The sequence below is a fragment of the Collinsella aerofaciens genome, from assembly GCF_039062365.1.
Classification (GTDB): Bacteria; Actinomycetota; Coriobacteriia; order Coriobacteriales; family Coriobacteriaceae; genus Collinsella.
Genome location: NZ_JBCJBI010000019.1, coordinates 13,561 through 37,802 on the forward strand (window position 1 = coordinate 13,561; position 24,242 = coordinate 37,802).

The 24,242-nt window shown below is 59.3% G+C and carries 20 protein-coding genes; 11 read left to right on the plus strand and 9 right to left on the minus strand.

All coding sequences use genetic code 11. From position 1 onward, the window contains the following. Window positions 1–188: 188 nt before the first annotated feature. Window positions 189–386 (minus strand): hypothetical protein, encoded by a 198-nt coding sequence (locus ABCN01_RS08650; protein ID WP_342996986.1) that lies wholly within the window; start codon window positions 384–386, stop codon window positions 189–191. A 2,320-nt stretch (window positions 387–2,706) separates the two neighbouring features. Next, window positions 2,707–3,573 carry a tyrosine-type recombinase/integrase gene (locus ABCN01_RS08655; protein ID WP_342996988.1) on the minus strand — a complete coding sequence of 289 codons (867 nt, stop codon included), beginning with the start codon at window positions 3,571–3,573 and terminating at the stop codon, window positions 2,707–2,709. Window positions 3,574–3,725: 152 nt separating this feature from the next. On the opposite strand from ABCN01_RS08655, the gene ABCN01_RS08660 reads away from it, so the two are divergent. Genes ABCN01_RS08660 through ABCN01_RS08670 form a run of 3 tightly spaced genes read left to right on the plus strand, consistent with a single transcriptional unit; the run spans window position 3,726 to window position 5,465 of the window. Next, the gene (locus ABCN01_RS08660; protein WP_342996989.1) at window positions 3,726–4,064 is read left to right on the plus strand and encodes a hypothetical protein; all 339 of its coding nucleotides are present in this window, start codon (window positions 3,726–3,728) and stop codon (window positions 4,062–4,064) included. A gap of 11 nt (window positions 4,065–4,075) precedes the next feature. Then, a complete protein-coding gene (locus ABCN01_RS08665; RefSeq protein WP_118205758.1) occupies window positions 4,076–4,306 on the plus strand; it encodes a hypothetical protein in 231 nt (76 codons plus the stop codon). Beyond that, window positions 4,293–5,465: an N-acetylmuramoyl-L-alanine amidase gene (locus ABCN01_RS08670; RefSeq protein WP_342996990.1), complete on the plus strand. Its 1,173-nt coding sequence runs from the start codon at window positions 4,293–4,295 to the stop codon at window positions 5,463–5,465. The genes ABCN01_RS08665 and ABCN01_RS08670 overlap by 14 nt, the downstream gene beginning before the upstream one ends. Window positions 5,466–5,739: 274 nt before the next feature. Here ABCN01_RS08670 and thiD read toward each other — a convergent pair whose 3' ends face one another. Next, window positions 5,740–6,570 carry a bifunctional hydroxymethylpyrimidine kinase/phosphomethylpyrimidine kinase gene (gene thiD / locus ABCN01_RS08675; RefSeq protein WP_342996991.1) on the minus strand — a complete coding sequence of 277 codons (831 nt, stop codon included), beginning with the start codon at window positions 6,568–6,570 and terminating at the stop codon, window positions 5,740–5,742. A gap of 182 nt (window positions 6,571–6,752) precedes the next feature. Further along, window positions 6,753–8,087: a phosphomethylpyrimidine synthase ThiC gene (gene thiC, locus ABCN01_RS08680; RefSeq protein ID WP_342996992.1), complete on the minus strand. Its 1,335-nt coding sequence runs from the start codon at window positions 8,085–8,087 to the stop codon at window positions 6,753–6,755. A gap of 171 nt (window positions 8,088–8,258) precedes the next feature. Between thiC and ABCN01_RS08685 the strand changes: the two genes are divergently transcribed. Next, window positions 8,259–8,780, plus strand: a complete 522-nt coding sequence (locus ABCN01_RS08685) for a hypothetical protein (protein WP_342996993.1) — start codon at window positions 8,259–8,261, stop codon at window positions 8,778–8,780. Between the two features lie 23 nt (window positions 8,781–8,803). Here the strand turns inward: ABCN01_RS08685 and ABCN01_RS08690 are convergent, their stop codons facing one another. Together ABCN01_RS08690 and ABCN01_RS08695 are read right to left on the minus strand one after the other, a co-directional pair. Then, a complete protein-coding gene (locus ABCN01_RS08690; RefSeq protein WP_342996994.1) occupies window positions 8,804–9,613 on the minus strand; it encodes a YaaA family protein in 810 nt (269 codons plus the stop codon). 103 nt (window positions 9,614–9,716) lie between these two features. Further along, window positions 9,717–11,114, minus strand: a complete 1,398-nt coding sequence (locus ABCN01_RS08695; protein ID WP_342996995.1) for an aminopeptidase — start codon at window positions 11,112–11,114, stop codon at window positions 9,717–9,719. A 166-nt stretch (window positions 11,115–11,280) separates the two neighbouring features. On the opposite strand from ABCN01_RS08695, the gene polA reads away from it, so the two are divergent. After that, on the plus strand, window positions 11,281–14,028 hold the full coding sequence (gene polA / locus ABCN01_RS08700; RefSeq protein WP_342996996.1) for a DNA polymerase I: 2,748 nt from the start codon (window positions 11,281–11,283) through the stop codon (window positions 14,026–14,028). Window positions 14,029–14,306: 278 nt separating this feature from the next. Here polA and ABCN01_RS08705 read toward each other — a convergent pair whose 3' ends face one another. Further along, a complete protein-coding gene (locus ABCN01_RS08705; RefSeq protein ID WP_117746767.1) occupies window positions 14,307–15,134 on the minus strand; it encodes a Cof-type HAD-IIB family hydrolase in 828 nt (275 codons plus the stop codon). A gap of 554 nt (window positions 15,135–15,688) precedes the next feature. On the opposite strand from ABCN01_RS08705, the gene ABCN01_RS08710 reads away from it, so the two are divergent. The 4 genes from ABCN01_RS08710 (at window position 15,689) to ndk (ending at window position 19,658) form a co-directional block, all read left to right on the plus strand. Beyond that, complete coding sequence (locus ABCN01_RS08710) at window positions 15,689–16,915, plus strand: argininosuccinate synthase (protein WP_035138001.1); 1,227 nt, start codon at window positions 15,689–15,691, stop codon at window positions 16,913–16,915. A 233-nt stretch (window positions 16,916–17,148) separates the two neighbouring features. Further along, a complete protein-coding gene (locus ABCN01_RS08715; protein WP_342997044.1) occupies window positions 17,149–17,319 on the plus strand; it encodes a hypothetical protein in 171 nt (56 codons plus the stop codon). 118 nt (window positions 17,320–17,437) lie between these two features. Then, window positions 17,438–18,868: an argininosuccinate lyase gene (gene argH / locus ABCN01_RS08720; protein WP_342997045.1), complete on the plus strand. Its 1,431-nt coding sequence runs from the start codon at window positions 17,438–17,440 to the stop codon at window positions 18,866–18,868. A gap of 385 nt (window positions 18,869–19,253) precedes the next feature. Next, complete coding sequence (gene ndk / locus ABCN01_RS08725; protein ID WP_006234152.1) at window positions 19,254–19,658, plus strand: nucleoside-diphosphate kinase; 405 nt, start codon at window positions 19,254–19,256, stop codon at window positions 19,656–19,658. A 151-nt stretch (window positions 19,659–19,809) separates the two neighbouring features. On the opposite strand, the gene rpiB is transcribed toward ndk, so the two are convergent. Then, complete coding sequence (gene rpiB, locus ABCN01_RS08730) at window positions 19,810–20,277, minus strand: ribose 5-phosphate isomerase B (protein WP_006234151.1); 468 nt, start codon at window positions 20,275–20,277, stop codon at window positions 19,810–19,812. 271 nt (window positions 20,278–20,548) lie between these two features. Between rpiB and ABCN01_RS08735 the strand changes: the two genes are divergently transcribed. After that, window positions 20,549–21,868 carry an L-cysteine desulfidase family protein gene (locus ABCN01_RS08735; RefSeq protein WP_342997046.1) on the plus strand — a complete coding sequence of 440 codons (1,320 nt, stop codon included), beginning with the start codon at window positions 20,549–20,551 and terminating at the stop codon, window positions 21,866–21,868. Here ABCN01_RS08735 and ABCN01_RS08740 read toward each other — a convergent pair. Beyond that, window positions 21,865–22,623, minus strand: coding sequence for an HAD family hydrolase (locus ABCN01_RS08740; RefSeq protein ID WP_342997047.1), 759 nt, complete (start codon window positions 22,621–22,623; stop codon window positions 21,865–21,867). The two genes, ABCN01_RS08735 and ABCN01_RS08740, sit on opposite strands and share 4 nt — an antisense overlap. 315 nt (window positions 22,624–22,938) lie before the next feature. Between ABCN01_RS08740 and rpsA the strand changes: the two genes are divergently transcribed. Next, window positions 22,939–24,105, plus strand: coding sequence for a 30S ribosomal protein S1 (gene rpsA, locus ABCN01_RS08745; RefSeq protein ID WP_022095232.1), 1,167 nt, complete (start codon window positions 22,939–22,941; stop codon window positions 24,103–24,105). Window positions 24,106–24,242 lie beyond the last annotated feature (137 nt).

Genomic DNA, 24,242 nt, shown 5'->3' on the forward strand with positions numbered 1-24,242 from the left:
TGCTATTTGGAGATTTTCCAGATGGTGACGCTGTCTGTGAAGCTCCATAGCTGGATTCCGTCATTGAGTATCGAGAAGCCGTAAGACTTGCCGTCGCTTGCTCTAAATCGAATCTGTAGCATGATGCCGCTCTCGACGAGCGATGTGATCTTGTAGATGGTGTCGTCGGTAAATGGGGATACGGAATGCTACACGGTAAGGAACACCCATGACTGCTCACAGGTATACGTAAAAGAAGCGACCGGGCCAGACACATCGAGCGTCATACCACCCGGCAGCTTTGAGGTTGAGAGGACTTTTGATGACGAGTACCAGATGAAGAACGTGTAAGTCGCCGCGCTGGAGCCGACTGAGCACAGCACGATGACCGTTTGCTTGTCGGTCATGTCGACGGAAGCCTTGTCGCTGTACCAGACCGTGCTTTTCTGGCATACGGAAAACTACGACTCCCAAATATGAAGGTTAACGGCAAGGGGCTCTTCTCCAGGGAGATATATGACCGCTTGAAAATAATTTGTCTTTCCAGTTGTGTAGACCTGAAAGTTAACTTTCTCAATAGTCTTACCATCAATGGTGGTGCAACGGGATACGGAAAACTACCACGACCTGATGGTCGTCCTCTTGCCATTTAACTCGTGAGTTAGACTGCATTTTTGGTCGGTCGAATCTTCTGTCGGCATACTAAAGATGTAGGCGTTGCCCGGCGTGACCACGAACCAGATTTCGAAGCATGTCGAGAATACCTTGAAACCTATCTCAGTCATGTTTCGGAAGGTCACGCGGGATACGGAATGCTATGCGTTAAAGAGTATCAGCAAATGCTACCCACATTGGCAGACCATACCGTGCTCCTGTTCGCATAGTCGTATAGCTCGATAGTCTTATCGATATGGATGCATAGCGCGTAGTCTGCTCCGTTATCCGCTTGAACGCGAATCATGATCGGTTCTTTGCCGCCTGCCGTGACGTTTTGTGAGATGTACGCAGACGTGATTCCTGTGTCCATGAACACCTTTCGGGATACGGAATGCTATAGGCCACTGTTCTGAGGAATAAAAGCGACGAGGAGATCGTCCACATAGATATGGAGTCCTGAACCCCCACTTCTCACCTCCCACTCGAAACGGATTCGATTGTTCAAGAGGTGGGACGTGTGAAGGGATACGGAAAACTACTGAGGGGTCAAATACTTCCACTTTGTCCAATTCATCGAGTTGAATCTGGTTCGCAACGCTATCTTTCCACTGAATGAGATAGCGAATTGTGCAGAGTAATTTGACCCCGGGTTCTGCTGTAATACAAGCGCCGAATTGCTGCCAAAGTCGTCGGGAAGTCCTTTAGGGCTAGCGACGGTTCTGAACATCACGCAATTCGGTGGATTGTCCACGTCCCCAACGCCATCGGCATATAACAGGGATACGGAATGCTATCCAGCAAGAACGATAAGATAGTTAACTCTGACTGGCAGGTTCCACTCGCGATCGAACGTGGCGTAAATCTCCTTTTTTTTCTTTTGAGTAGGAGCAGCCGTCGACATGCACTGGGAGTGCGTCAGCGTCGCCACTCATAGCGAGCACCACATCGGCATCCTGCCTAAAGCTTCTGCCACATATACCTACAAATTCATCGTTAGAGAACAAGACGACAGAATCGCTAGTGGAAATAAACGTTTTTGACCCTGTAAACAAGCGTGGTGCGCGGGATACGGAAAACTATGACTTAATCCATTGTCCATTTACTAATCGCCATGAGACGGCGCTATTGCCATACCCGATCTCAAACACCGCGCCATATGCATCGCTGGTTTTGAATGCAATCCCGAGAACTGCGCTGCCGTATCCCCCAGAGGGGACGACAATGAACGTCGGACAGTTAAGATCTATCTGACCCCATACCCTACTGAATACGGCACTCATGGCTTCCGAGGTCGACTCGCGAGAAGCCTGAATCGTCCGAACTTTTCCTATCAGGGATACGGAATGCTACTTAGTCCACAGTGTTTTGACATTGCCTGTAGCCCCGTACTGCAATTTGATGCCTTCTGCTTTCGAGATGGTGACGTAAAGCGATTTGCCGTCCTTTAAACAGAATTGCACTTGGATAGAAGTGTCCTCGCCCGACCCCCACGAGCCGTAGGTAACGGAGACAACGTCTCCCCAGAAGCTCGGCACTCGGGATACGGAATGCTATTCCGTCTTGGCGTAGACGCCGATTCGCTTCTTTAGAGTCTCATCGTAGACGACGATCTTATCTTTATAGTAATTCAGCGACACGCATCCTCCAGAATCGTTCTTTGCCGTGATAATGAATTCATTGTTACTTTTAAGCAGAATCGCGCACTCGGTCGTACCACCGTCCGTGTCGAGCTGGCATACGGAATGCTCTTACACGTTCGCCCTAATCTTTAGAGCGGTTACGTAATTGACCGTCACGCAAAGATAATTCTCGCCATTGATATTCTGCCAGCTGAGCTGAATCAGGTTCTTGCCGTCACCGCTGACTAGGCTTTTTGTCTTCGAGGATACGGAATGCTACTTGCCGAATTGCTGAGACCAAAGCGTTGTCAGTGTGGTGCTGTCCCAGATGCCGATCTCCTTAGACGAGAAGAAAAGCGTCAAGTTACAGTCGGTAAACCTAATCTGACAATGGCCGTTCTCCGCCTTATATGAGAAGACAACCGAGCTGAGCGAAGAGCGGCATACGGAATCACATCTCCATAGCAGCTGTATATGAATCGCTCGCACGCGCCACGACCGTCCTGAAGCTCTGCAAATAATGGCTCATGGCCGTATTAACAGTCGAATGCCCCAGCGCCACGGCGATGTCCTCGATGGCGGCTCCATGCTCCAGCGAGATCGTAGCCCAGCTATGGCGCAAGCATGTCATCGGCACATGCGGCAGGCTGAACCGCTTACAGAACGCGCGGAACTTGCGAGCTACGGCGTTGGGGTCTAGCAGGCAAAGCCGCCCAGACCTACGCGCCCCACGGATGGCACGCAGGCGCTCTAGGGCGAAGCGCGGCAGTTTGAGCCGCCTGTCGCTGAGCTTTGTCTTGCATCCCGTCTCGATGACCTCGCCGCCCACCACGTGCAGGCCACGGCGCACATGCACCCATCCCGAGCGCCAGTCCACATCCTCGATTCTCACGGCGCAGGCCTCGCAGCGGCGTAGGCCGAGCGCGGCACCGAGCAGGACGGCGGCTTCAAATGGCTGTCCCACGATGGCTTTGAGCGTCACGCGCTCCTGCTCTGCCGTGAGTGTGGGCCGACGAACGGTTGGCTTTTGCGGCAGCTCCACGCCCTGCGTCACGTCCCAGATGCGAAGCTGGTGGCGGCGCAATACCCAGCGGTAAATCTGGCGGAAGGTCTTGTAGGCCTTTTCCGCCGCGCCGGGGAGGTCGAACGAATCGACCCAATCTTGCACCTCCTCAAAGCTGATCGTCTCTATCTCGCGACAGCCCCACTGCGGCATCAGATGGCAGCGGATGGCGCTTCGGTAGCCCTCAAGCGTGGTGGCGCGCAGGCGCTTGCCCTTGTCGGCCATGTACTCAGCAGCGGCATCGGAAAACAGCATTTTGAACAATCCAATCTCTTAAAAATCCCAGACCTAACGAATGGTAGCCCGCCGCGTTACGTCTGGGATTTATTGCTTGCAGCGGACGGCGGAGCCCAATCTCACGCCGCCCGTAGGATGGCGCGGAAAGCGAGAGGAAAGGAGGGCCGAGCGTGGAACCACTGGCGGCCATCGTCATGACCGACATCGTCTCGTGCGTCGTGGCGACGTGCGTCGCGTCGGTCGTGGCAACCGTCAAGGCCCAGGGGCGGAAGGTATCAGAGAAATCTGAACGCGAGCGCGTTGAGTCAGAGGCCATGAAGGCCGGGATGCGCGCGCTGCTGTGGGCCGAATTGCAGCGCATCCACGAGAGGGCGATGGCACAGGGCGGCCTGACCGTCGAGGAGCGCCGCCACCTGGAGAGCGTCTACGCCGCCTATCACGGGCTGGGCGGCAACGGTACCGGCACGCGCCTGTACACGGACGCGATGAACATGCCCGTACTCGATTAGAGGAGGAATCAATGACCAAGGATAAGATCGTCCAGAAGCTGACGAGCCGCAAGTTCTGGCTGTGCACGGCTGCTTTTTTGGGCTCCGTCGCGACCAGCGTCGCCGGCATCGCCACGGACAACCAGACCGTCGCCGCCATCGGCACGGTGTGCGGGGTCGCGAGTGCGGCCATCTACGCCGCGGCCGAGCAGGCCGTGGACGCCGCGCGACTCAAGTCGGGAGGCGAGCATGACGGAGACTAAGGCCGAGCCCAAGCGCAAACTGCCGATGCGCAGCGTTTTCGCCATCGTCCTCGCGCTCGTCGCGGCCCTCGCCGCCCCGTGCGGAGCCGAGGCGTACCAGAGTGTCGACAAGTACGTTAGCGCCGGCCACGGCTATCTCAATGCGAGCTACCTCGTCATTCACGAGACGGCGAACCCCGGCGCTTCTGCCTACAACCACACTTTGTTGTGGTCGCGTGACGACACCTATGCCGTGCATCACGTCATGGAGCTTGACGGCTCCACCGTGTACAACACTGTCGCGGAGAACTGTCTTTGCTGGCACGTGGGCAACGGTAACGGCTACACAATCGGCATCGAGCTGGCACACGCCACCAACGCTGCTGACTTCTCCAAGCAGTGGAGTGAAGCAGTCAAGTGGGCGGGCGATGAGCTCCGCGCCCACGGTTGGGATACGTCCCGCCTGCTGTCCCACTACGAGGCGGCCCAGCGCTGGGGCGGCAGCGATCACACCGACCCGACCGGCTATTTTCGCCAATACGGCAAGACGTGGGCTGATTTTAAACGGGCGGTCGCAAATTACCTCGGCAGCGGCTATGTCGCTCCCATCGCGCCGACCGATGGCAATGGAGGAACTGTGGCCTCTACGCCCACTTCGACCAATGATTCGAGCTTCGGCGGAACCTACCGCTGCACCGTCTCCAGCCTAAACGTCCGTTCCGCGCCGTCTTTGTACGGCACGGTCGTGGCGTCCTACGGCTACGGCCAGACGGTCAACCTCGACAACTGGTACTGCATCTCCAACGGCTACGTGTGGGGCCGATACACGAGCTATAGCGGATACACCCGCTATGTCGCGGTGGGCCGCCCCACCGGCGGCTACGACCCGAACGACTACCTCGTTCGCGGCGGCACCGGCGTGTCTCAGGCGCGCCCCGCATCCACCGGCCGTTCTGCCGGTCGCTACCGCATCGTGGTGGACGCGCTCAACGTCCGCTCCGGCGCGGGCATCGGCTACGGTGTTGTCGCCAGCTACTATCGCGGCCAGACCGTCAACCTCGACGGCACGTTCGTGACGTCCGGCGGCTACGTGTGGGGCCGCTACACAAGCTACTCCGGCCACACGCGCTGGATCGCCGTCGGCACCGCATCGGGCGCCGTGTACGCCCAGAGGGGCTAGGTGACGGCATGGTCGCGTTTGCATTCGTGCCCGGCTCGCTCTTCGGCGGCACCGTGGCGACAATCGGGCTCTGCATCGTGAGCATAAACCGGCGCTAGCGACCGCGGGCGATAACAGCAAAAGGGGCCGTGGCGGTTCGTCGCCACGGCCCCTTTCTCGTATCCCTCGAATATCCCAAGTGGGCGCAAAACCCTAAGTACGGTCAGCGTGTTGCGGTATGTTCAGCGTGTTTTGCCTGTTGGTCAGCATCAATAGCGAGCTGCGGCAAACTGTCTCAGTACTGCCACATGTGGTTGACAGGGCCGGAGCCTTTGCCCATGTTCAGGCCGGCGGCCAGAGCGCCTGTCAGGTAGGCCTTGCCGGCGTTGACGGCATCGGCAAGATCCATGCCCTGGGCCAGCGCGCAGGCGATGGCGGACGAGAGCGTGCAGCCGGTGCCGTGCGTGTTGTCGGTCTCAATACGCTTGTGGCGGAACCACGTGGTGAGCGGATCGCCTAGGTGGTTGCCCTCATCATCGAGTGGTGCGGGTTCGGCCAGTACGTCGTTGGCCTCGTTGACAAGATGCCCGCCCTTAACGAGGGACGCGCAGCCAAAGCGGCGGGTGAGGAGCATGGCAGCATTTTGCTGCGTGCGCTCGGAGTCGACCTCATAGTCGAGCAGGGCCATGGCCTCGGGAATATTGGGCGTGATAACCGTCGCCAGTGGGAACAGGCGACGCGTGAGCGCCTCGGCGGCATCTTCGGCAATCAGCCGTGCGCCCGAGGTGGCTACCATGACGGGGTCGACTACCACGTTTGTCGCGTTCCAGGCGCTCAGGCGGTCGGCGATAACATCGATAATCTCGACAGAAGAAACCATGCCGATCTTGACGGCGCTCGGGCGGATATCGTCAAAAACGGCATCGATCTGCGCCGCGACAATATCCGGGGAGATGTTCTGCACGGCGGTGAGGCCCAGGGTGTTCTGTGCGGTGATGGCGGTGATGGCCGTCTCGGCATACAGGCGGTGCGCCGTGATGGTCTTGATGTCGGCCTGAATGCCGGCGCCACCGCTGGAATCGGATCCTGCGATGGATAGAACGGCAGGTACCTTACTGCGATCCATGTTCGCTCCCTTGTTCGGTCGGAATCAAATGGGTCTATAAGCCAGCATTATAAAGATGCCCGGGCCGACTCTATGTCGAACCCGGGCGGGCGATGCAATCTTTACGCAAATGCAAGCAAATGTTCACACGTCAACAATTGACAGGCACCGGCTCGCCGCCAGAAGCGGCCGCGGCGACAGGGCTAGTCCTCCATGCCAAGGTCGATCGTGGTGCCCTCGAAGATCTTGTTGACGGTTCGGACGGCGCACATCTTGCCGCACATGGTGCAGGTGCCCTCGGTGGCGGCGGGGGATTCTTCGTAGCGCTTCTTGCCCGTAACTGGGTCGAGCGCGCACTTCCACATGGCGTCCCAGTCGAGCTTGCGGCGTGCCTGGCCCATCTTGTCGTCCATGTCGCGGGCGTGGGGCACCTTTTTGGCGATGTCGGCGGCGTGTGCGGCGATCTTGGTGGCCATGAGGCCGTCGAGCACATCCTGGGCGTTAGGCAGGCATAGGTGCTCTGCCGGTGTCACGTAGCACAGGAAGTCGGCACCGGAGCTGGCGGAGATGGCGCCGCCGATGGCGGCGGTGATGTGGTCGTAACCCACGCCGATATCGGTCACCAGCGGCCCGAGCACATAGAACGGGGCGTTGTGGCACAGGCGCTTCTGCAGTTTCATGTTGGCGGCGATCTCGTCGAGCGCCATGTGACCCGGGCCCTCGACCATGACCTGTACGCCGGCGGCCCAGGCGCGCTTGCACAGCTTGCCCAGCTCGATCATCTCGGCAGTCTCGGTCGCGTCGTTGGAGTCGTAGAGACAGCCCGGGCGGCAGGAGTCGCCGAGCGAGATCGTCACGTCGTACTCGTGACAGATCTCGAGTACCTCGTCGTAGAACTCGTAGAAGGGGTTCTCGTTACCGGTGACCTCCATCCAGCCAAACAGCAGCGAGCCGCCGCGGCTGACGATGTTCATGAGGCGGCCAGTCTCCTTAAAGGTCTTGATGACCGACTTGTTGATGCCGCAGTGGATGGTCATAAAGTCCACGCCGTCCTCGGCATGCGCGCGCACGACCTCGAGCAGATCGTCCTTGGTCAGCTTGACCAGCGGCTTTTCCATGTAGCCGATGGCATCGTACATCGGCACCGTGCCCACCATGAGCGGTGTCTCGTCGATGAGCTGCTGGCGGAACTGGCGCGTCTTGCCCGAGTTGGAGAGGTCCATGATGGCGTCGGCGCCAAAGTCCTCGGCGATCTTGACCTTCTTCCACTCCTCGGCGGCATCGGCCTTATCGCCCGAGATGCCCAGGTTGACGTTGACCTTGGTGGACAGGCCCTCACCGACGCCAAAGGCGCGCATGCCCTTTTTGATATGCACGATGTTGGCGGGAATGGCGATGCGGCCGTCGGCCACGCGCTCGCGGATGTACTCGGGGTCACGATGCTCGCGCTCGGCGACCTCCTTCATCTGCGGCGTGATTTGCCCGGCGCGGGCGAAGTCGATTTGCGTGACGAGCTTGGGCTCGGTCTGTGCGCTCATTGGCACGGCTCCCTTCGTTGGCATTACCCATATCAGGTTTGCGGGTCAGGGCGGGCGCACCCAATCTCAGCCTGCCGTCTTGTCCTGCAAGCTCCCCGTTTATGTGGTGGGCTCAAGTATAGCTCGAATGGGTACGATTGGCCTAACGAGCGTGCCTGTGGGGAGGCGAACGTGGAAGACAAGCATTTGTATCGAGAGACACGATGGGATGTATCGGCCGAGGAGGGCCGTGCGCACCATGGCCTTGTCGCGATTGGTTTTGCGGTGCTTGCCGTGCTGGTGATTGCCTTTTGTATCTGGACGTTTGGTGGTCGCGGCGGCGCTGCATGGGAGTTCGAGGCTGATGATAGCCTACCGATTATGACGGTGAGGAGTACTGGCGGTAATGCCAATACGCTCGCCGTTCCGGGCGATTATTGGTACCCGTGCGATGAGTTTGTGCAGTTGCAGCTGAGTGGTGGGTCTATTCCTGGTGAGGAAATCGAACGCGTGACGTATGATGCGACGCTCAAAACGCTCACGGTGAAGCTCAAAGATCAAGGAGATGTGCCCACGACCATGGATATCGCCCTGACGGAATGGCGTCTTGAGCCTCCGTCGGGTGTTGCGGCGTCCGAGGTGGAGCACGTTAAGGTTACCTACCAAGATGGCTCGACAAGCAAGATCGCTAAGGCCGACGGTCTGGCGGAATAGCGGGGTGTTTGGAAACGGCGGGCCTATTGTGCCTGCGCGTTCATGAAAACCAGGGTGTTTTTGTCTGAAAGCTCGGGGATGTGTCGATAGCCGATGTTGAATGCGGTAAGTTCGCTTGCATCCTCGAGCTTGTTTTCTGCCATCCACCGCACCATGGAGCCGCGCGCCTTTTTGCTGGCGGTCGACCGTTGGATGGGCTTCCCGTTGCGGATACCCTCGCCAAAGAGGCACGTGACGGCTGTGGCGTCGCCCGCGAGGTGGGGCAGAACGGCTTTGGCATACTCTACGCTGGCGAGGTTGACGATCGTGGTGTTTGAACCTGCCGGGGCGATAGCCCGCGCGAGCTTATCGCTCCAAAATGCGTAGAGGTCTCGGGCACCGTCGACGACAAGCTTCGCGCCCATCTCCAGCCGATACGGTTCGACGGCATGAAAGGGGCGTACGCATCCGTAAAGGCCCGAGAGGATCCACAGATGGTCTTGCAGCCATGCGAGCTGTGCGGAATCCATCACCTCGGGTGCCATGCTCTGGTATTGAATGCCGTGATAGGACATGACGGCAGGGGAGAGGTGACGGGCGAGTGCGGGATTGTCGAGATCGCCGCTTTTCAGGATGGGCCCGAACTCATGCAGTGTGTTGAGGCAAGGTCCCAGCAGTTTGTCACTCACGTTCCACAGCGCCTGCAGGCCGCCGCTGCCTTCATTCCGCTCGATATCTAGCAGTGCGCGGTGGAGGCGAGTCGTCTCGCGCACAAAGGGTGGGATGCCCAGGACTTCAAAAGCATCTTGGGCCGCGCGCATCTGCTTGGCGGGCGAAATGATGACCTGCAGCATGAACTCTCCTCTGCCAAAAAAGAAATTGCGGTGGAATACGGTCTGTTTTGGCCGTTTATGGGCCAGTTTAGTCCGTATTTCACCGCAACTGATGAAGGGTTGGTTAGGCGCGCTCGAGGAAGGCTTTGTAGCCGCGGTAGGCCTCGTAGATATCGGCCTTGTTGGCGACCTCCCACAGGGCGTGCATGGACAGGACGGCAACGCCGGAGTCGATGACGTTCATGCCATACTCGGCCATGATGTAGGCGATGGTGCCGCCGCCACCCGCGTTGACGCGGCCGAGCTCGCAGGTCTGGAAGTCCACGCCGGCCTCGTCCATGATGTCGCGGATGAGGGCCACGTACTCGGCATCGGCATCGTTGGAGCCGCCCTTGCCGCGGCTGCCCGTGTACTTGTTAAAGCACAGGCCGCGACCCATAAAGGCGGCGTTCTTGGTCTCGAACTTGCCGGCATAGCCCGGGTCGAAGCCGGCGGACACGTCGGAGGAGAGCATACGGCTGCGGGCGAGCGCGCGGCGCAGGGCCAGCGGGCTATCCTCGCCGGCGAGCGTCATGATCTCGGCGACGGTGTTCTCGAAGAAGCGACTCGTCATGCCGGTGGCACCCACGGAACCGATCTCCTCCTTGTCGACGATGAGCGTGATGCTCGTGCGCTCGACATTGGCCACATTGATCTGGGCGAGCATGGAGGGGTAAGCGCAGACGCGGTCGTCGTGGCCATAGCCCAAAATCATGGAGCGGTCGAGGCCCATGTCGCGGGCGGGACCGGCGGGCACGACCTCGATCTCGGCGGAGAGGAAGTCCTCCTCCTCGACGTCATACTGCTCCTTAAGGATGTCCAGGAACATCTGCTTGACGGGCTCCTTGGGGGCGTCCTTGTCGTTCTCGTCAAACTTGACGGGACGGCCGCCCACGATCACGTCGAGGATCTCGGCGTCGACGGCGTCCTTGGCGGGCTTGGCCATCTGCTCGCTCGAGAGGTGGATCAGCAGGTCGGAGATGGTGAAGACTGGGTCATCTGCCTTGTCGCCGATGTTGATGTCGACGGTGGTGCCGTCCTTTTTGCAGATGACGCCTACGAGTGCGAGCGGGGAAGCGACCCAGTGGTAGCTCTTGACGCCGCCATAGTAGTGCGTGTCGAGGTAGGCCATGTCGCCGGCCTCGAAGGCGGGGTTCTGCTTAAGGTCTAGGCGCGGCGAGTCCACGTGGGCGCCCAGGATGTTAAAGCCCTGCTCGAGCGGGGCGGTGCCCAGGTTGACGAGCATGAGGTCCTTGCCGTGATTGGCGGCGTACACCTTGTCGCCTGCCTTGAGCTCGCGGCCTTCGGCGATCACGGTCTCCAGGTCGACGTATCCCGCCTCCTCGGCCATCTTGATGCCGGTCTTGACGCACAGGCGCTCGGTCTTGTTCTCGCTCAAAAACTGCTTATAGCCGCGGCAAAGCTCCTCGAGCTCCTCGACTTGCTGTGGCGTGTACTTTTTCCATGCGCAGGGACGCTCCATGACGCAGGCTCCTTTCGGATCGATCGTGCTGGTTGATGTACCGTGAGCCATCGTATCACGCGCGGGCTCACGGTGGCGGGGGAGCTTGATGTGAGGTGGCCGCGGGGCGGGGAGCGTGTAAACTGGAGTGAGCAAACCGTGCCCAGCCCAAAGCGAGGTATTTAATATGTCTGACAAGCGCCGCACTTTTGCCGTTATCGACGGCAACTCGCTCATGCACCGCGCCTTTCACGCCGTGCCGCCGACCATGAACGCGCCGGACGGTCGCCCCACCAACGCGATCTTTGGCTTTCTGAACATGTTTCTTAAGATGATTGATGCCTTTAACCCCGACGGTGTGGTCGTGGCGTTTGACAAGGGTAAGCCGCGCGTGCGCATGGAGATGCTGCCACAGTATAAGGCGCAACGCCCGCCCATGGACCCCGATCTGCATGCGCAGTTCCCTATGATTAAGGAGCTGCTCACCGCGCTCAACGTGCCGATTCTGCAGTCCGAGGGCTGGGAAGGCGACGATATCCTGGGAACCATGGCGCGCCTGGGCGAGCAGGCCGGCTGCGACATGCTACTGGTGACCGGCGACCGCGACATGTATCAACTCGTGACCGAGCACGTCAACGTGGTCTCGACCCGCAAGGGCCTGTCTGACGTGGCGATCATGACGCCCGAGAGCGTGGACGACCTGTATCACGGCATTACGCCGGCGCTCGTGCCCGATTTTTACGGTCTAAAGGGCGATACGTCCGACAACATCCCCGGTGTACCGGGCATCGGTCCCAAAAAGGCGAGTGCGCTCATTGCGAAGTACGGTAGCCTGGACGAAGTCATCGCGCATGCCGACGAGGTCAAGGGCAAGATGGGCGAGAACCTGCGTGCACACATCGATGACGCACTACTGAGCCGCAAGGTTGCGACAATTCACACCGATGCGCCCGTCGAGCTCGACTTTGAGGCGACGTCCTTCCCGGCGTTTTCTGCCGATGAGGTTTCCGCGGCGCTGGGTACGCTTGGTATCACCGCCATGCAGAACCGTTTCTTGGCGCTGATCGGCGGCGAGGGCGGGGCTGCTGCCTCCAGTGTGTTTGAGATACCTGCTATGGTTCGCTCAGCCGCCGGCGATGCTGACGCGCTTGGTGCCGTTGCGGCTGAGGTCTCCCGCGCGATTGATGCCGGCGAGTGGGTCGCCGCCGTGGTGGACGACGACAAGGAAGAGGGCGCGCTCTTTGGACTGACGCGCACGCTGTGGCTGGCGACGTCCAAGGGCCTGTTCGCGCTCGAGGAGGGCGACAGCTGTGCGGCGGCTGAGGTTGAGGGCTTCAACTTCGTCCACGGCGTGATTGCCGGCGTGCTCGCGCGTCTGTTTATGGAGGGCCGCGTGGCGAGCCCGGATACGAAGGCGCTGCTGCACGAGCTTTCGCCCATCGATTCTTCTGAGCCCGAGCTCATGGATCCGCTCGCTGCCGATTCCACGCGTATCTTCGATACCGTTGTCGCTGCCTATCTGCTGGATTCCGATCGCTCCGAGTTCGATGAGGCATATCTGGCCGATACGTATCTGCAGATGGCGCTGCCTGCGGCGCGCGGTGCAGGGGGTGCCGGTGAGGACGCTCCGGCGCCCGCCGCTCGCACGGCGGCCTTGACGCTGGCGCTGGTCGCACCGCTGCGCGACCGCATGGCCCGCGAGAACGCCGCCAACGTGTTCGATGGCATCGAGATGCCGCTCGTGCCGGTGCTTGCCAAGATGGAGCGCGCGGGCATGCTCGTGGACCCCGATCGCCTGCGCAGTCTGTCCGAGGGCCTGGCGACCCAGATTACCGAGGTTGAGCGCAGTATTCGCGACCTGGCGGGTGACGAGACCTTTAATATTGGCAGTCCCATGCAGCTGTCGCACGTGCTCTTTGATGTGATGGGGCTTCCGACCAAGGGCCTCAAGAAGACTAAGCGCGGCTATTATTCGACCAACGCCAAGGTGCTGAGCGACCTTGCGCGTGACCACGAAATCGTGCGTCTGATCTTGGACTGGCGTGAGAAGTCTAAGATCAAGTCCACCTATCTGGACACGCTGGGCCCGCTACGCCGTGGTGACGGTCGCGTACACACTACGTACAACCAGACCATCACGGCAACGGGGCGTCTGTCCTCGAGCGACCCGAACCTGCAGAACATCCCGACGCGCTCGGAGCTGGGTCGTACCGTCAAGACGGCGTTTTCGGCAGGCGAGGGAAGCGTCTTTTTGGCGGTGGACTACTCGCAGATCGAGCTGCGTCTGCTGGCACATCTCTCGGGTGACGAGCACCTGGTGCGCGCCTTTAACGAGGGCGAGGACTTCCATGCCGAGACGGCGGCGCGCGTGTTCGGTGTGCCGGTGTCCGAGGTAACGCCCGACCTGCGCAGTCGCGCCAAGGCCGTGAACTTTGGCATCGTGTATGGTCAGCAGGCCTACGGCCTGTCGCAGTCGCTGCATATCTCGATGGTCGAGGCACGCGACATGATCGACCGTTACTACGAGGCCTATCCGGGCGTGCGTATGTTCCTCGACAGCGTGGTGGCACGTGCCAAGCAGACGGGCTACGCCGAGACCATGTATGGCCGCAGACGCCATATTCCCGAGCTCAAGGCCAAAAATCCGCAACTTCGCGGCTTTGGCGAGCGCACGGCCATGAACCATCCCATGCAGGGCACCGCGGCCGACATCATCAAGATCGCCATGGCCCGCGTAAGCCGCCGCCTGGAAGAAGAGGGCTTTGCCGCCCACATGATCCTGCAGGTGCACGACGAACTGGACTTTGAGTGCCCCATCGACGAAGTCGAGCGCCTCATCGCCATGGTCCGCGACGTCATGGAGCACGTAGTGGACCTCCGCGTCCCCCTAATCGCCGAAGCTTCGACTGGAGTGACCTGGGCAGACGCCAAGTAAGGGCATGACCACAATTCCAAAGTAATACAAAACCAGAAGGACGCCCCTCATCAACAAGGAGCGTCCTTCGTTCAATAAAATTCAGCCAAAGTATCTAGGCGCCAAGACGCCATCCATGCGGCAAGCAAGTCACCCAAGGACCTGGCCGGGCGAGGCGGGCAAGTTTTTCGTAGATTCCGCACGAGCCGGAAAGCACTTAATGTGCTTTCCGAGCGAGCCCAGGACCTGACCGAGCGAAAAACTTGCCCGCCTCGCCCGGCCAGGTCCGATGAGCTACGTTACCGAGCCGCCAAGATGGCGTCGATGAGCGTCAGTACGCCCCCGTCGTTGTTGCTCGGAATGCGCCACTTAGCATGCGCGTTCATATGCTCCTCGGCATTGTCCACGATAAAGCTATGCCCGACGCGCTCCAGCATGGGGATGTCGTTGTAGGTATCACCCACGGCGGCAGCATCGGCAATATCGATGCCCAGGTGCTCGCACAGGTGCGCGACGCCGGCGCCCTTGTCGACGCCCAGGTTCATAAAGTCGATCCACTCGCGCCCGGCGTTGGTGACGTAGAGCTTGTCCGAGAACTCGGGGCTATAGGTCTCGCGGAAAGCGGGCTCGGCGTCGTAGCCGGGGAAGAAGACCGAAATCTTGTTGGACTCGAAATCAATGCCCTCAAAGCTGTCGACGTAGTTGATTGTGTTGTAGTAGACGCTGATCTCGTCGTGGTATTGATGGTCGCGGGCAAGCACGTAGAACTCGTCGAAGCAGCACAGGACGGGGACAGCGCGAGGATCCTCCGAGGCACGGTTCAAGACCTGCTGATACAGCTCCACGTCAATATTGCTCTTATAGATATAGCTGCCGCGATAGATCACGCACGCTCCGTTGTCGGGACAAAAGGCGAGGCGGTTCTTGATGCCCTCGAACATCTCCTCGAGCTTGGGGGCGGGACGTCCGCTGGCGGGGCAGAATACGATGCCGGCGTCGGCGAGCTTGTCCAGGCGCTCATCAAGACCCTGGGGCAGCACACGTTCGTCGGTCAGCAGCGTCTTGTCCATATCGACGGCGAGAATCTTAATGTTGCCGATGTTGGCGTCCGATTCGTAAGTTTGCATAAAAAAGCGCCTTTCGTTTCGAGATTGTTTCAGACGTTATAACCATCAACTAGTAGTCGAGCGTATTTTCGCAGGAATGGTGCGTATTTGCACCACGCTTCACAAAGTAATGAAAAAACTTTTCAGAAATTTGAATTTGTCGCTTGTGCTGCGGGCACTTTAGCGTAATATAGCGACCATCGAAAACGGAGACGGAAAAACAACCGCTTACCGAGTAAAAGGTACCGTTTACGATATTTGAATTGCGCCCGGCGATACGTGAAAGGAGAGGCAGATGCAGTTCGTAAAGATCATCACCACTGCAGACAATGCCATCCGACGCCAGCGCGCAATTTCCCGACGACGATAACAATCGTCTCTGTCCGCATGGGGCGAATTGCCTCAACAGAGTCATTTTGAGGTCGTTGGGTTTTAGCACGACATTGCTGCATGTTTCTAGGGCATGTATGTGCTGATTTTTGCTATTTAACCTGATATTGCACGGTATATGACCTTGAAATGACTTGCAACTGACCGATGTTCTAACTAGCTACCAAGGGCGAAAGGAAACAGCCATGAGCAAGGAAAAAGTCGTTCTCGCATATTCCGGTGGTCTTGATACATCCGTATGTGTCAAGTGGCTCCAGGACGAGAAGAATCTCGATGTCGTTTGCGTCTGCGGCAACGTGGGCCAGGAAGAGACCGGACTGGATGCCAAGAAGCAGAAGGCGCTCGACCTGGGCGTTCTCGATTGCCAGGTGCTCGACCTGCGCGACGAGTTCTCCGATGAGTTCCTGACTAAGGCCATCGCTGCAAACTCCATGTACGAGAACAAGTACCCGCTGCTCTCCGCCCTGTCTCGCCCGCTGCTCGCCAAGAAGCTTGTCGAGGTCGCTCACGAGTTTGGCGCGACCTACGTCGCCCACGGCTGCACCGGCAAGGGTAACGACCAGGTCCGCTTCGAGGCTGCCGTCAAGGCCCTCGACCCCGAGCTCAAGGTTATCGCCCCGGTTCGCGAGTGGGACCTGAAGTGCCGTCCCGACGAGGTCGCCTATGCCCACGCCCACAACGTGCCGGTTCCCGAGGGTGCCAACGACAACCCCTACTCTATCGACGACAACCTGTGGGGTCGTGCCATTGAGTGCGGCCACCTGGAGGATCCCTGGAACGAGCCGCTCGACGACGCTTGGGTTATGACCAAGAACCCCGAGGACACGCCGGACACCCCGACCTACACCGAGATTGAGTTTGAAGCCGGCAAGCCCGTCGCCGTCGACGGCAAGAAGATGAAACTCTCCGAGATCGTCATCGCCCTCAACAAGATCTCCGGCGACAATGGCTTTGGCCGTCTCGATCTGGTCGAGGATCGCCTGGTGGGCCTTAAGAGCCGCGAGTGCTACGAGGTTCCCGGCGCCCTGACGCTCATCACCGCCCACAAGGCGCTCGAGGACATCTGCGTCGAGGGCGACCTGCTCAAGACCAAGATCAAGCTCGAGCAGGATTGGGCCACCGCCGTGTACAACGGCCAGTGGTACAGCCCGCTCAAAAACGCGCTCGATGCCTTTATGGCCGATACCCAGAAGTTCGTTACCGGCACCGTCCGCCTGAAGTTCTTTAAGGGTAACTGCCATGTCGTCGGCCGCAAGAGTCCCTTCAGCCTCTACGACTACGGTCTGGCTACCTACGATCGCGACACCACGTTTGACGAGAAAGCCAGCGCCGGCTTTATCGAGATCGATACGCTGTCGCTCAAGACGTGGGCAAAGGTCCAGGGCCCCAGCTCTGCTGCCGCCCAGGCCTAGCGCCTCCTTCCCTTGGTATCCGCGCGGCCCATCCGCGTGATACATAACGGGCGCACGGGGTCCCTACCTTTCGTTATGCTTGCTGACACTTCTTAACATCGGTGGCCCCTACGTTCCGCCCGCATATATGATGCCGCGTCTGCGGCTGAGTCCGAGCCCCGCCGGGGTTGTCCGGCGGGGCTCCTTCTATCAATTTGGCGGCTCTGCGCCTATATATATGAGGAGTATCCACTATGTTTAATGCTATCGCGCATGCTTTGCTTGCCCTCGCGCCCGAGTTCGATGCTGTAAAGGTCGAGGACGTTCCTATGAGCCTGAAGGCCTGGATCGATGGTTCGCAAGGCAACATCCGGAGGGAGACGTTGGGCGCCAAGTGCATGGTGCGTCACTTCTTTGCAAATTAACCACATGGCCCCGCGCGCGGCAGGGAGTGTGTAAAACTAGCGGTTGATAAATCGCTTTAGCGACAGGGCACATTGCTTTGGACGCTTGTTTTGGTATTTGGAGAAAGGAGACGGTTCCATGGCTCTTTGGGGCGGTCGTTTTGAGGCGGGCGTGGCCGAGGTCACGCAGGAGTTTGGCGCGTCGCTGCCGGTCGACAAACATCTCTATAAGCAGGATATCGCCGGCTCTAAGGCGCATGCCAAGATGCTGGCGGCCCAGGGCATCATCAGTGCCGAGGACGAGCGGGCGATTGCCGAGGGTCTGAGTGGAATTGAGCAGGACATCGATGCCGGCAACTTCACCTTCGATATCAACGACGAGGACATTCATATGTCCATCGAGAGCGAGCTGACGCGCCGCATCGGCGAGGCCGGTAAGCGCTTGCATACCGGGCGTTCGCGTAACGATCAGGTGGCGACCGATACGCGTCTGGGCGTCAAGGCGCTGGCCAAGGAGCTCATGGAGGCCAATCTTGAGCTGCGCCATGTGCTGGTGGATGCGGCCAAGAAGTACGACAAGGTGATTCTGCCGGGCTACACGCACATGCAACATGCTCAGCCCGTGCTGCTGTCGCATCACCTGCTGGCGTATTCCTGGATGTTCGCGCGCGACTTTACGCGTTTGAAGGCCGCCTTTGATGCTGCCGACAACTGCCCGCTGGGTGCCGCTGCGCTTGCCGGTACGAGCTATCCGCTCGATCGCCAGATGACGGCTGCCGAACTTGGCTTTGCGGGCGTGATTCCCAACTCGCTCGATGCGGTTTCCGACCGTGATTTCCTCCTCGACCTGCATTACGCCGGCTCCGTCATGGCGATGCACCTGTCGCGTCTTTCCGAGGAGATCGTGCTGTGGTCGAGTTCCGAATTTGGCTTTATCACGCTTTCCGACTCTTACTCCACTGGTTCGTCCATCATGCCGCAGAAGAAGAACCCCGACTTTGCCGAGCTTATCCGCGGCAAGAGCGGCCGAGTCTATGGCAACCTGGTGCAGCTGCTCGTGACCATGAAGGGCTTGCCGCTCGCTTATAACAAGGACTTGCAGGAGGACAAGGAGGGCGCGCTCGATACCGCCCATACGCTCATGCAGTGCCTGTCGGTTATGGCCGGTATGATTTCGACTTGGACCGTCAACGAGGATGCCATGGCGCGCGAGTGCGGCGTGGGACACCTCGCCGCCACCGATGTTGCCGATTACCTGGCTAAGCGTGGTCTGCCGTTCCGCGAGGCACATGCCGTGGTGGGCCATTTGGTCCTGATGTGCGAGAAGCGCGGCTGCAATCTTGAGGACCTGCCGTTTGAGGTGTTCCAGGAGGCAAGCCCGCTCTTTGAGCGCGACATTACCGAGGCGCTCGACATCCCCTCAATCGTTGCTGCGCGAACGACCGAGGGCGGTACCGCCCCTGCCGCCGTTGCCGTGCAGCTGCAGCGTGCCGAGGCACAACTCGTTGCCGACGAAGGCGTTTTTGGATCGTTGACCAAGGTCGTCGAGATGGGTCACGGGGCAAAGTAGAGGTTTGGCTGAAGCCGTTTTTGCCATTTATTGAGGAATCGTTTTTTGCTTTACTGGCGTCTGCTGATGTGGGGGTCCGTATTTTGTTGCTATGGGGGAGGGGCTTGTCGAGAAGTTCTGTAGGACCTTTGGGCAGGTTGTGAAGGGGGTACGTTCGCGGGCGGCAACCGACCGTCTGCTCTGCTTGATGCGGTTGATGGGCAGTCGGATGGTACTCTAATCGAGCTTCGAAACAGAAGTGACACATATGGAACGCTTCAATAAATTGTAACGTTTCAATAAACAGCTTTTTGTTTAACTGCAGCTAAAACTCTGTTACGATGCAGTCCAGGCGGGTGCCGGAATGGGACTTGGGCACGCGCGAACCTACTTGAAAGGCTACCTTATGGCTATCGAGAAGACCTTCATCATGATTAAGCCCGACGCCGTGCGCGACCGCAAGATCGGCGAGATCGTTGCTCGCATTGAGCGCAGCGGCCTTGTCATCGAGCGCATGGAGATGACCACGCTCGAGCGCGCTACCGTCGAGGAGCACTACGCCCATTTGGCCGACAAGCCCTTCTTTGGCGGTCTCTGCGACTTTATGACGAGCGGTCCGGTCGTCAAGATGGTCGTTTCCGGTCTCTCCGCTGTTGCTAAGATGCGCACCCTCATGGGCGCTACCAACCCGCTTGATGCTGCCCCCGGCACCATCCGCGGCGACTTCGCTGTCGATGTCAACGCCAACGTGATCCACGGCTCCGACTGCCTGGAGAACGCCGAGATCGAGATCAAGCGCTTCTTTGGCTAAACCAGCTTTGACTCCTTAAAGCTGTTAGCGTGTGGCTTGGGCGCCGCGGAACTCCATCCGCGGCGCCCTTTTATTCCAAAATCTATGAAGGGGCCCGCTCGGTCATGAGTTCCGAGCGGGCCCCTGCTGTTAGCTTGTGGCACTGAGTGGTTTAGGCCTCGTCGACGACCTTGAGGCCGCGCGTGTGATCGATCTCGTTGAGGAGGTTAACGCGACGCTCGTGACGGCCGCCCTCAAACTCGGCGTCGAGCCACTCGTCGACGATCATCTTGGCGAGCTCGGAGCCCACGACACGGGCACCAAAGGCGAGCACGTTGGTATTGTTGTGCATGCGGGAGAGCTTGGCGCTGAAGGGCTCGGAGCACACAACGGCGCGTACGCCCTCGACCTTGTTGGCAGCCAGGCTAATCCCGACACCGGTGCCACAGATGAGGATGCCCAGGTCGACGTCGCCGTTGGCAACGGCCTTACCCACCTTGTAGCCGGCGATGGGGTAGTCAAAGCTCTCGGAGGTGTCGGTGCCAAAGTTCACGACCTCGCAGCCGCGCTCCTTCAGGTGCTCGGAGATGATGTTCTTGAGCTCGACGGCGGCGTGGTCGTTACCGATACCGATCTTCATGGATGGTTCCTCTCTGGTCTGTGCGGCGCAAATGCTAAAGGTGTTTACCGCGTTCGACTGCATAATAGCGCGACTTTTGCGTAAACGCTCGAGCGTTTTTTGGTCAAACGCTTTAGCAGGCAACAAGACCGACTTCTTGTGAATGAATGTCGTCAGTTTGCGCTTGAGCGCCGTCTGCCGGAACCATGGTTGCGGTTTTTGATGCATTGTTATCAAATAAAGGAGCTAACTATTATGAGAGCCCAGCCCGTTATGCAAGCAGGAGATACCTATGCCTACCGATTCCATCCGTGATGCCGCGTTTTGCGATGTTTTGAACCGCGAACTTGTCTGCGCGCTCGGCTGTACCGAGCCCATTGCCGTTGCCTATGCAGCGGCGCTGGCGAGTCAGACGCTCGGTTGCGAACCCGATCATATGGATGTTGCCTGCTCGGGCAATATCATCAAGAACGTCAAGAGCGTGACCGTGCCCAACTCGGGCGGCATGCACGGTATTGAAGCGGCGGCCGTGCTGGGTGCCGTGGGCGGCGACGCTAAGAGCGCGCTCGAGGTGCTCGAGAGCGTTAACGATGAAGACCGCGCTCGCGTGGCCGAGCTCCTCGCCGACGCCGGCTACTGCGATGTGTCGCTTGTCGAGGGTGTGCCCAACCTCTACATCAAGGTGACTGCGACGGCCGGGGGCCATACCGCGGTCGTCGAGATTACCGATCACCACACTAATGTCACGTGCCATACGCTCGATGGTATTCCGGTATGCGGCAAGTCGGCGGGGGAGTGTGCCGCCTGCGCCGAGCGCGTCGTGGCCGAGCGGGCGGCAGATAACGCCGATACGCCCATGTCGATTGAGACCATCATCGACTTTATCGAGGACGGTGACATTGAGGACGCCCGGGCTGCCGTTGAGCGTCAGATTGAGCTGAATGGCGCAATCAGTGCCGAGGGCCTTGCGCACGCTTGGGGCGCCGAGGTGGGTCGTACGCTGCTGGGTGCTCGTGCCGATGACGTCGCCTGCCGTGCCCGTGCCCGTGCAGCCGCCGGGTCCGACGCCCGCATGAACGGTTGCGCGCTGCCGGTCGCCATTGTGTGCGGCTCGGGCAATCAAGGTATTACCTGCGCGTTGCCCGTCATGGAGTATGCCGAGTACCTGCGTTGCGACCACGAGCGCCTGGTGCGCGCCGTGATGCTGTCCGATCTTATCGCCGTGCATATCAAGAGCTATATTGGTGCGCTCTCGGCGTTTTGCGGTGCTATTTGCGCCGCGTGCGGCGCCGGCGCCGCGATTACCTGGCTGTGCGGTGGCACGCGCGAGCAGATTGGCGCGACGGTCTCGAATACGCTCGGTAACGTGGGCGGCATCGTGTGCGACGGCGCCAAAGCGAGCTGTGCCGCCAAGATCTCGGCTGCCGTCGATGCGGCGATTCTGGGCCATGATATGGCCATGCAGGGTCGCGGCTTCCGCGCCGGCGAGGGCCTGATCCAGGATACCGTTGAGCAGACGATCGCCAGTATGGGCTACGTAGGCCGCGTGGGCATGAAGGACACCGACGTCGAGATCCTCAATATCATGATCGGCAAAACCCAAGTGTGCTAGGACAGTTCGTCGGCTACTTGGTGTTCGTAGAAGGCTTCTACTACGGCGTTAAAGTCACGGGCGAAGTCTTCCATGGTTCCGCGCCAGGTGGTTCGGCTGGGCTTGCCTTGGCCCACAAAGGCGGTTTGGATGCCGCAATCGGGGGACGGGAAGTCGCGTTTGGGATCGTTGCCCACCATAAGGACCTCGTGTGGCTCGAGTCCCATCACCTGAAGCTGCTCTTGATAGTAGGTGGCATCGGGCTTGCAGCGGGTGGTGTTTCCCATGTGCGTGACGAGCTCAAAGGGAGCGTCGGCCAGGTCGCCCCAACCCATGCGGCACTCGATGGCGCCCTGGGGAAAGCTGGGGTTGGTAAAGAGCGCGCAGCGCAACCCTGCGTCATGTACGGCCTGGAGCGCGGCGTGTGCGCCCGGCATGGCGTGGGCGTTAATGACATCGTCGTTCTTGTACGGAAGAACTTCGCGGTCATAGTAGGTAAACGCCTCGTAGATGAGGGGATCGGAGAGGCAGATCCCGCATCGGCGCTCGACCTCTTCTTGGTAAAACTCAAGATTGGTGCGGTTGTCCGTGCCGCTTCGGCGGTTGGCGTTGAGGTCGACCAGGATGGTGCCGAGGCGTGCCATCGTGCCACCGCGGCTGCGGCGCCCGATATCCGCGAGCATCGACGAGACATCCTTAAAATAGCGAAGGATGAACGCGTTGAGGTTGATGCTAAGAAGCGTCTCGTCCATATCGAAAACGACTGCTTTGAGCACGCGGGCACCTTTCTCGATAAATCGTTCCAGAATCGTTGGCTCCGGATACTTTACCCCAAAGCCGTATGCCTAACTGCCTATCGTCAACTTATGGAGACGGTCGTCCACAAGATTGCGAAAAAGTCTCCATACGAGTAAAAAATCGCAGTTCACGCTTGAAATCGAAATGATTTCCCCGTAACCTATACGAACGTGATTGCATAAGCGTCACATTAGTATCTGTCGGCTCCCGAGTGTTCCTAAACGTTGTGTGCTTGTCGCACCCTTCTGTAGGTCCTAGCAATCGGGGCCCCGTAGTTCGAAAGGGGTCCACCTTTGAGTGAGATTCAGAACTCGTCCATTTTCTCTCTTGACGATGTCAACGAGGAGGAGATGAACAACCTCATCGACGGTACGATTACCGACTTTGATGAGGGCGATCTCGTTAACGGCACTGTCGTTAAGATCGAGCATGACGAGGTGCTCGTTGACATCGGATTCAAGTCCGAGGGCGTTATCCCGGTCCGCGAGCTGTCCATCCGCAAGGACGCTAACCCTGCAGACATCGTTGCACTCGGTGATCCCATCGAGGCTCTGGTTCTCCAGAAGGAGGACAAGGACGGTCGTCTGGTCCTGTCCAAGAAGCGTGCCGAGTACGAGCGTGCTTGGAACCGCATCGAGGAGAAGTTCAACTCTGGCGAGAACGTCGAGGGCGAGGTTATCGAGGTTGTCAAGGGCGGCCTGATCCTCGACATCGGCCTGCGTGGCTTCCTGCCCGCTTCCCTCGTCGACCTCCGTCGCGTCAAGGACCTCACCTCCTACATGGGCACCCGCATCGAGGCCCGCGTCATCGAGATGGACCGCAACCGCAACAACGTCGTCCTCTCCCGTCGCGTCGTGCTCGAGGAGTCCCGTAAGGCTGAGCGCTCCGAGATCCTGTCCAAGCTCAAGTCTGGCATGCGTCTCCAGGGCACCGTTTCCTCCATCGTCGACTTCGGCGCCTTCGTCGACCTCGGCGGTATCGACGGCCTCATCCACATCTCCGAGCTCTCTTGGAACCACGTCAACCATCCTTCCGAGGTTGTCAAGGTCGGCCAGGAGGTCGAGGTCGAGGTTCTCGACGTCGATCTCAACCGCGAGCGCATCTCCCTGGGTCTCAAGCAGACCACCGAGGATCCGTGGCGTGCACTGGTCAAGAAGTACCCCGTCGGCGCTATCGTCGAGGGCACTGTGACCAAGCTTGTCCCGTTCGGCGCTTTCGTCGACCTGGGCGAGGGCATCGAGGGCCTGGTGCACATCTCCGAGATGGCCAACAAGCACGTCGATCAGCCTTCTCAGGTCACCCATGTGGGCGACAAGGTTCAGGTCAAGGTCATGGAGATCGACCTCGACCGTCGTCGTATCTCCCTGTCCATGAAGTCTGCTGCTGAGACTCTGGGCGTCGAGATCGAGGTTACCCCGCTGCCTTCCGAGAAGAAGGACGAGGAGACCGACGCCGAGTAAATTGGTTTGACGATCACTTGTTTTAAGGGATCCGTCCGTAATGGACGGATCCCTTTTTGCATTCAAGACTTTAGTCTGCTGGCCGCGCAGCGGCCAGCTTTAAACCACCCGCTACGCGGGTGGAGACAAACGGCTTT

Coding starts and splice junctions, on each gene's coding strand:
- ABCN01_RS08655 (WP_342996988.1), bottom strand. CDS start 3,573: ATGCTGTTTTCCGATGCCGCTGCTGAGTACATGGCCGACAAGGGCAAG.
- ABCN01_RS08650 (WP_342996986.1), bottom strand. CDS start 386: ATGACCGACAAGCAAACGGTCATCGTGCTGTGCTCAGTCGGCTCCAGC.
- ABCN01_RS08665 (WP_118205758.1), top strand. CDS start 4,076: ATGACCAAGGATAAGATCGTCCAGAAGCTGACGAGCCGCAAGTTCTGG.
- ABCN01_RS08715 (WP_342997044.1), top strand. CDS start 17,149: ATGTTTAATGCTATCGCGCATGCTTTGCTTGCCCTCGCGCCCGAGTTC.
- ndk (WP_006234152.1), top strand. CDS start 19,254: ATGGCTATCGAGAAGACCTTCATCATGATTAAGCCCGACGCCGTGCGC.
- ABCN01_RS08690 (WP_342996994.1), bottom strand. CDS start 9,613: ATGCTGCAGGTCATCATTTCGCCCGCCAAGCAGATGCGCGCGGCCCAA.
- ABCN01_RS08735 (WP_342997046.1), top strand. CDS start 20,549: ATGCCTACCGATTCCATCCGTGATGCCGCGTTTTGCGATGTTTTGAAC.
- argH (WP_342997045.1), top strand. CDS start 17,438: ATGGCTCTTTGGGGCGGTCGTTTTGAGGCGGGCGTGGCCGAGGTCACG.
- ABCN01_RS08710 (WP_035138001.1), top strand. CDS start 15,689: ATGAGCAAGGAAAAAGTCGTTCTCGCATATTCCGGTGGTCTTGATACA.
- polA (WP_342996996.1), top strand. CDS start 11,281: ATGTCTGACAAGCGCCGCACTTTTGCCGTTATCGACGGCAACTCGCTC.
- ABCN01_RS08695 (WP_342996995.1), bottom strand. CDS start 11,114: ATGGAGCGTCCCTGCGCATGGAAAAAGTACACGCCACAGCAAGTCGAG.
- thiD (WP_342996991.1), bottom strand. CDS start 6,570: ATGGATCGCAGTAAGGTACCTGCCGTTCTATCCATCGCAGGATCCGAT.
- rpiB (WP_006234151.1), bottom strand. CDS start 20,277: ATGAAGATCGGTATCGGTAACGACCACGCCGCCGTCGAGCTCAAGAAC.
- thiC (WP_342996992.1), bottom strand. CDS start 8,087: ATGAGCGCACAGACCGAGCCCAAGCTCGTCACGCAAATCGACTTCGCC.
- ABCN01_RS08670 (WP_342996990.1), top strand. CDS start 4,293: ATGACGGAGACTAAGGCCGAGCCCAAGCGCAAACTGCCGATGCGCAGC.
- ABCN01_RS08705 (WP_117746767.1), bottom strand. CDS start 15,134: ATGCAAACTTACGAATCGGACGCCAACATCGGCAACATTAAGATTCTC.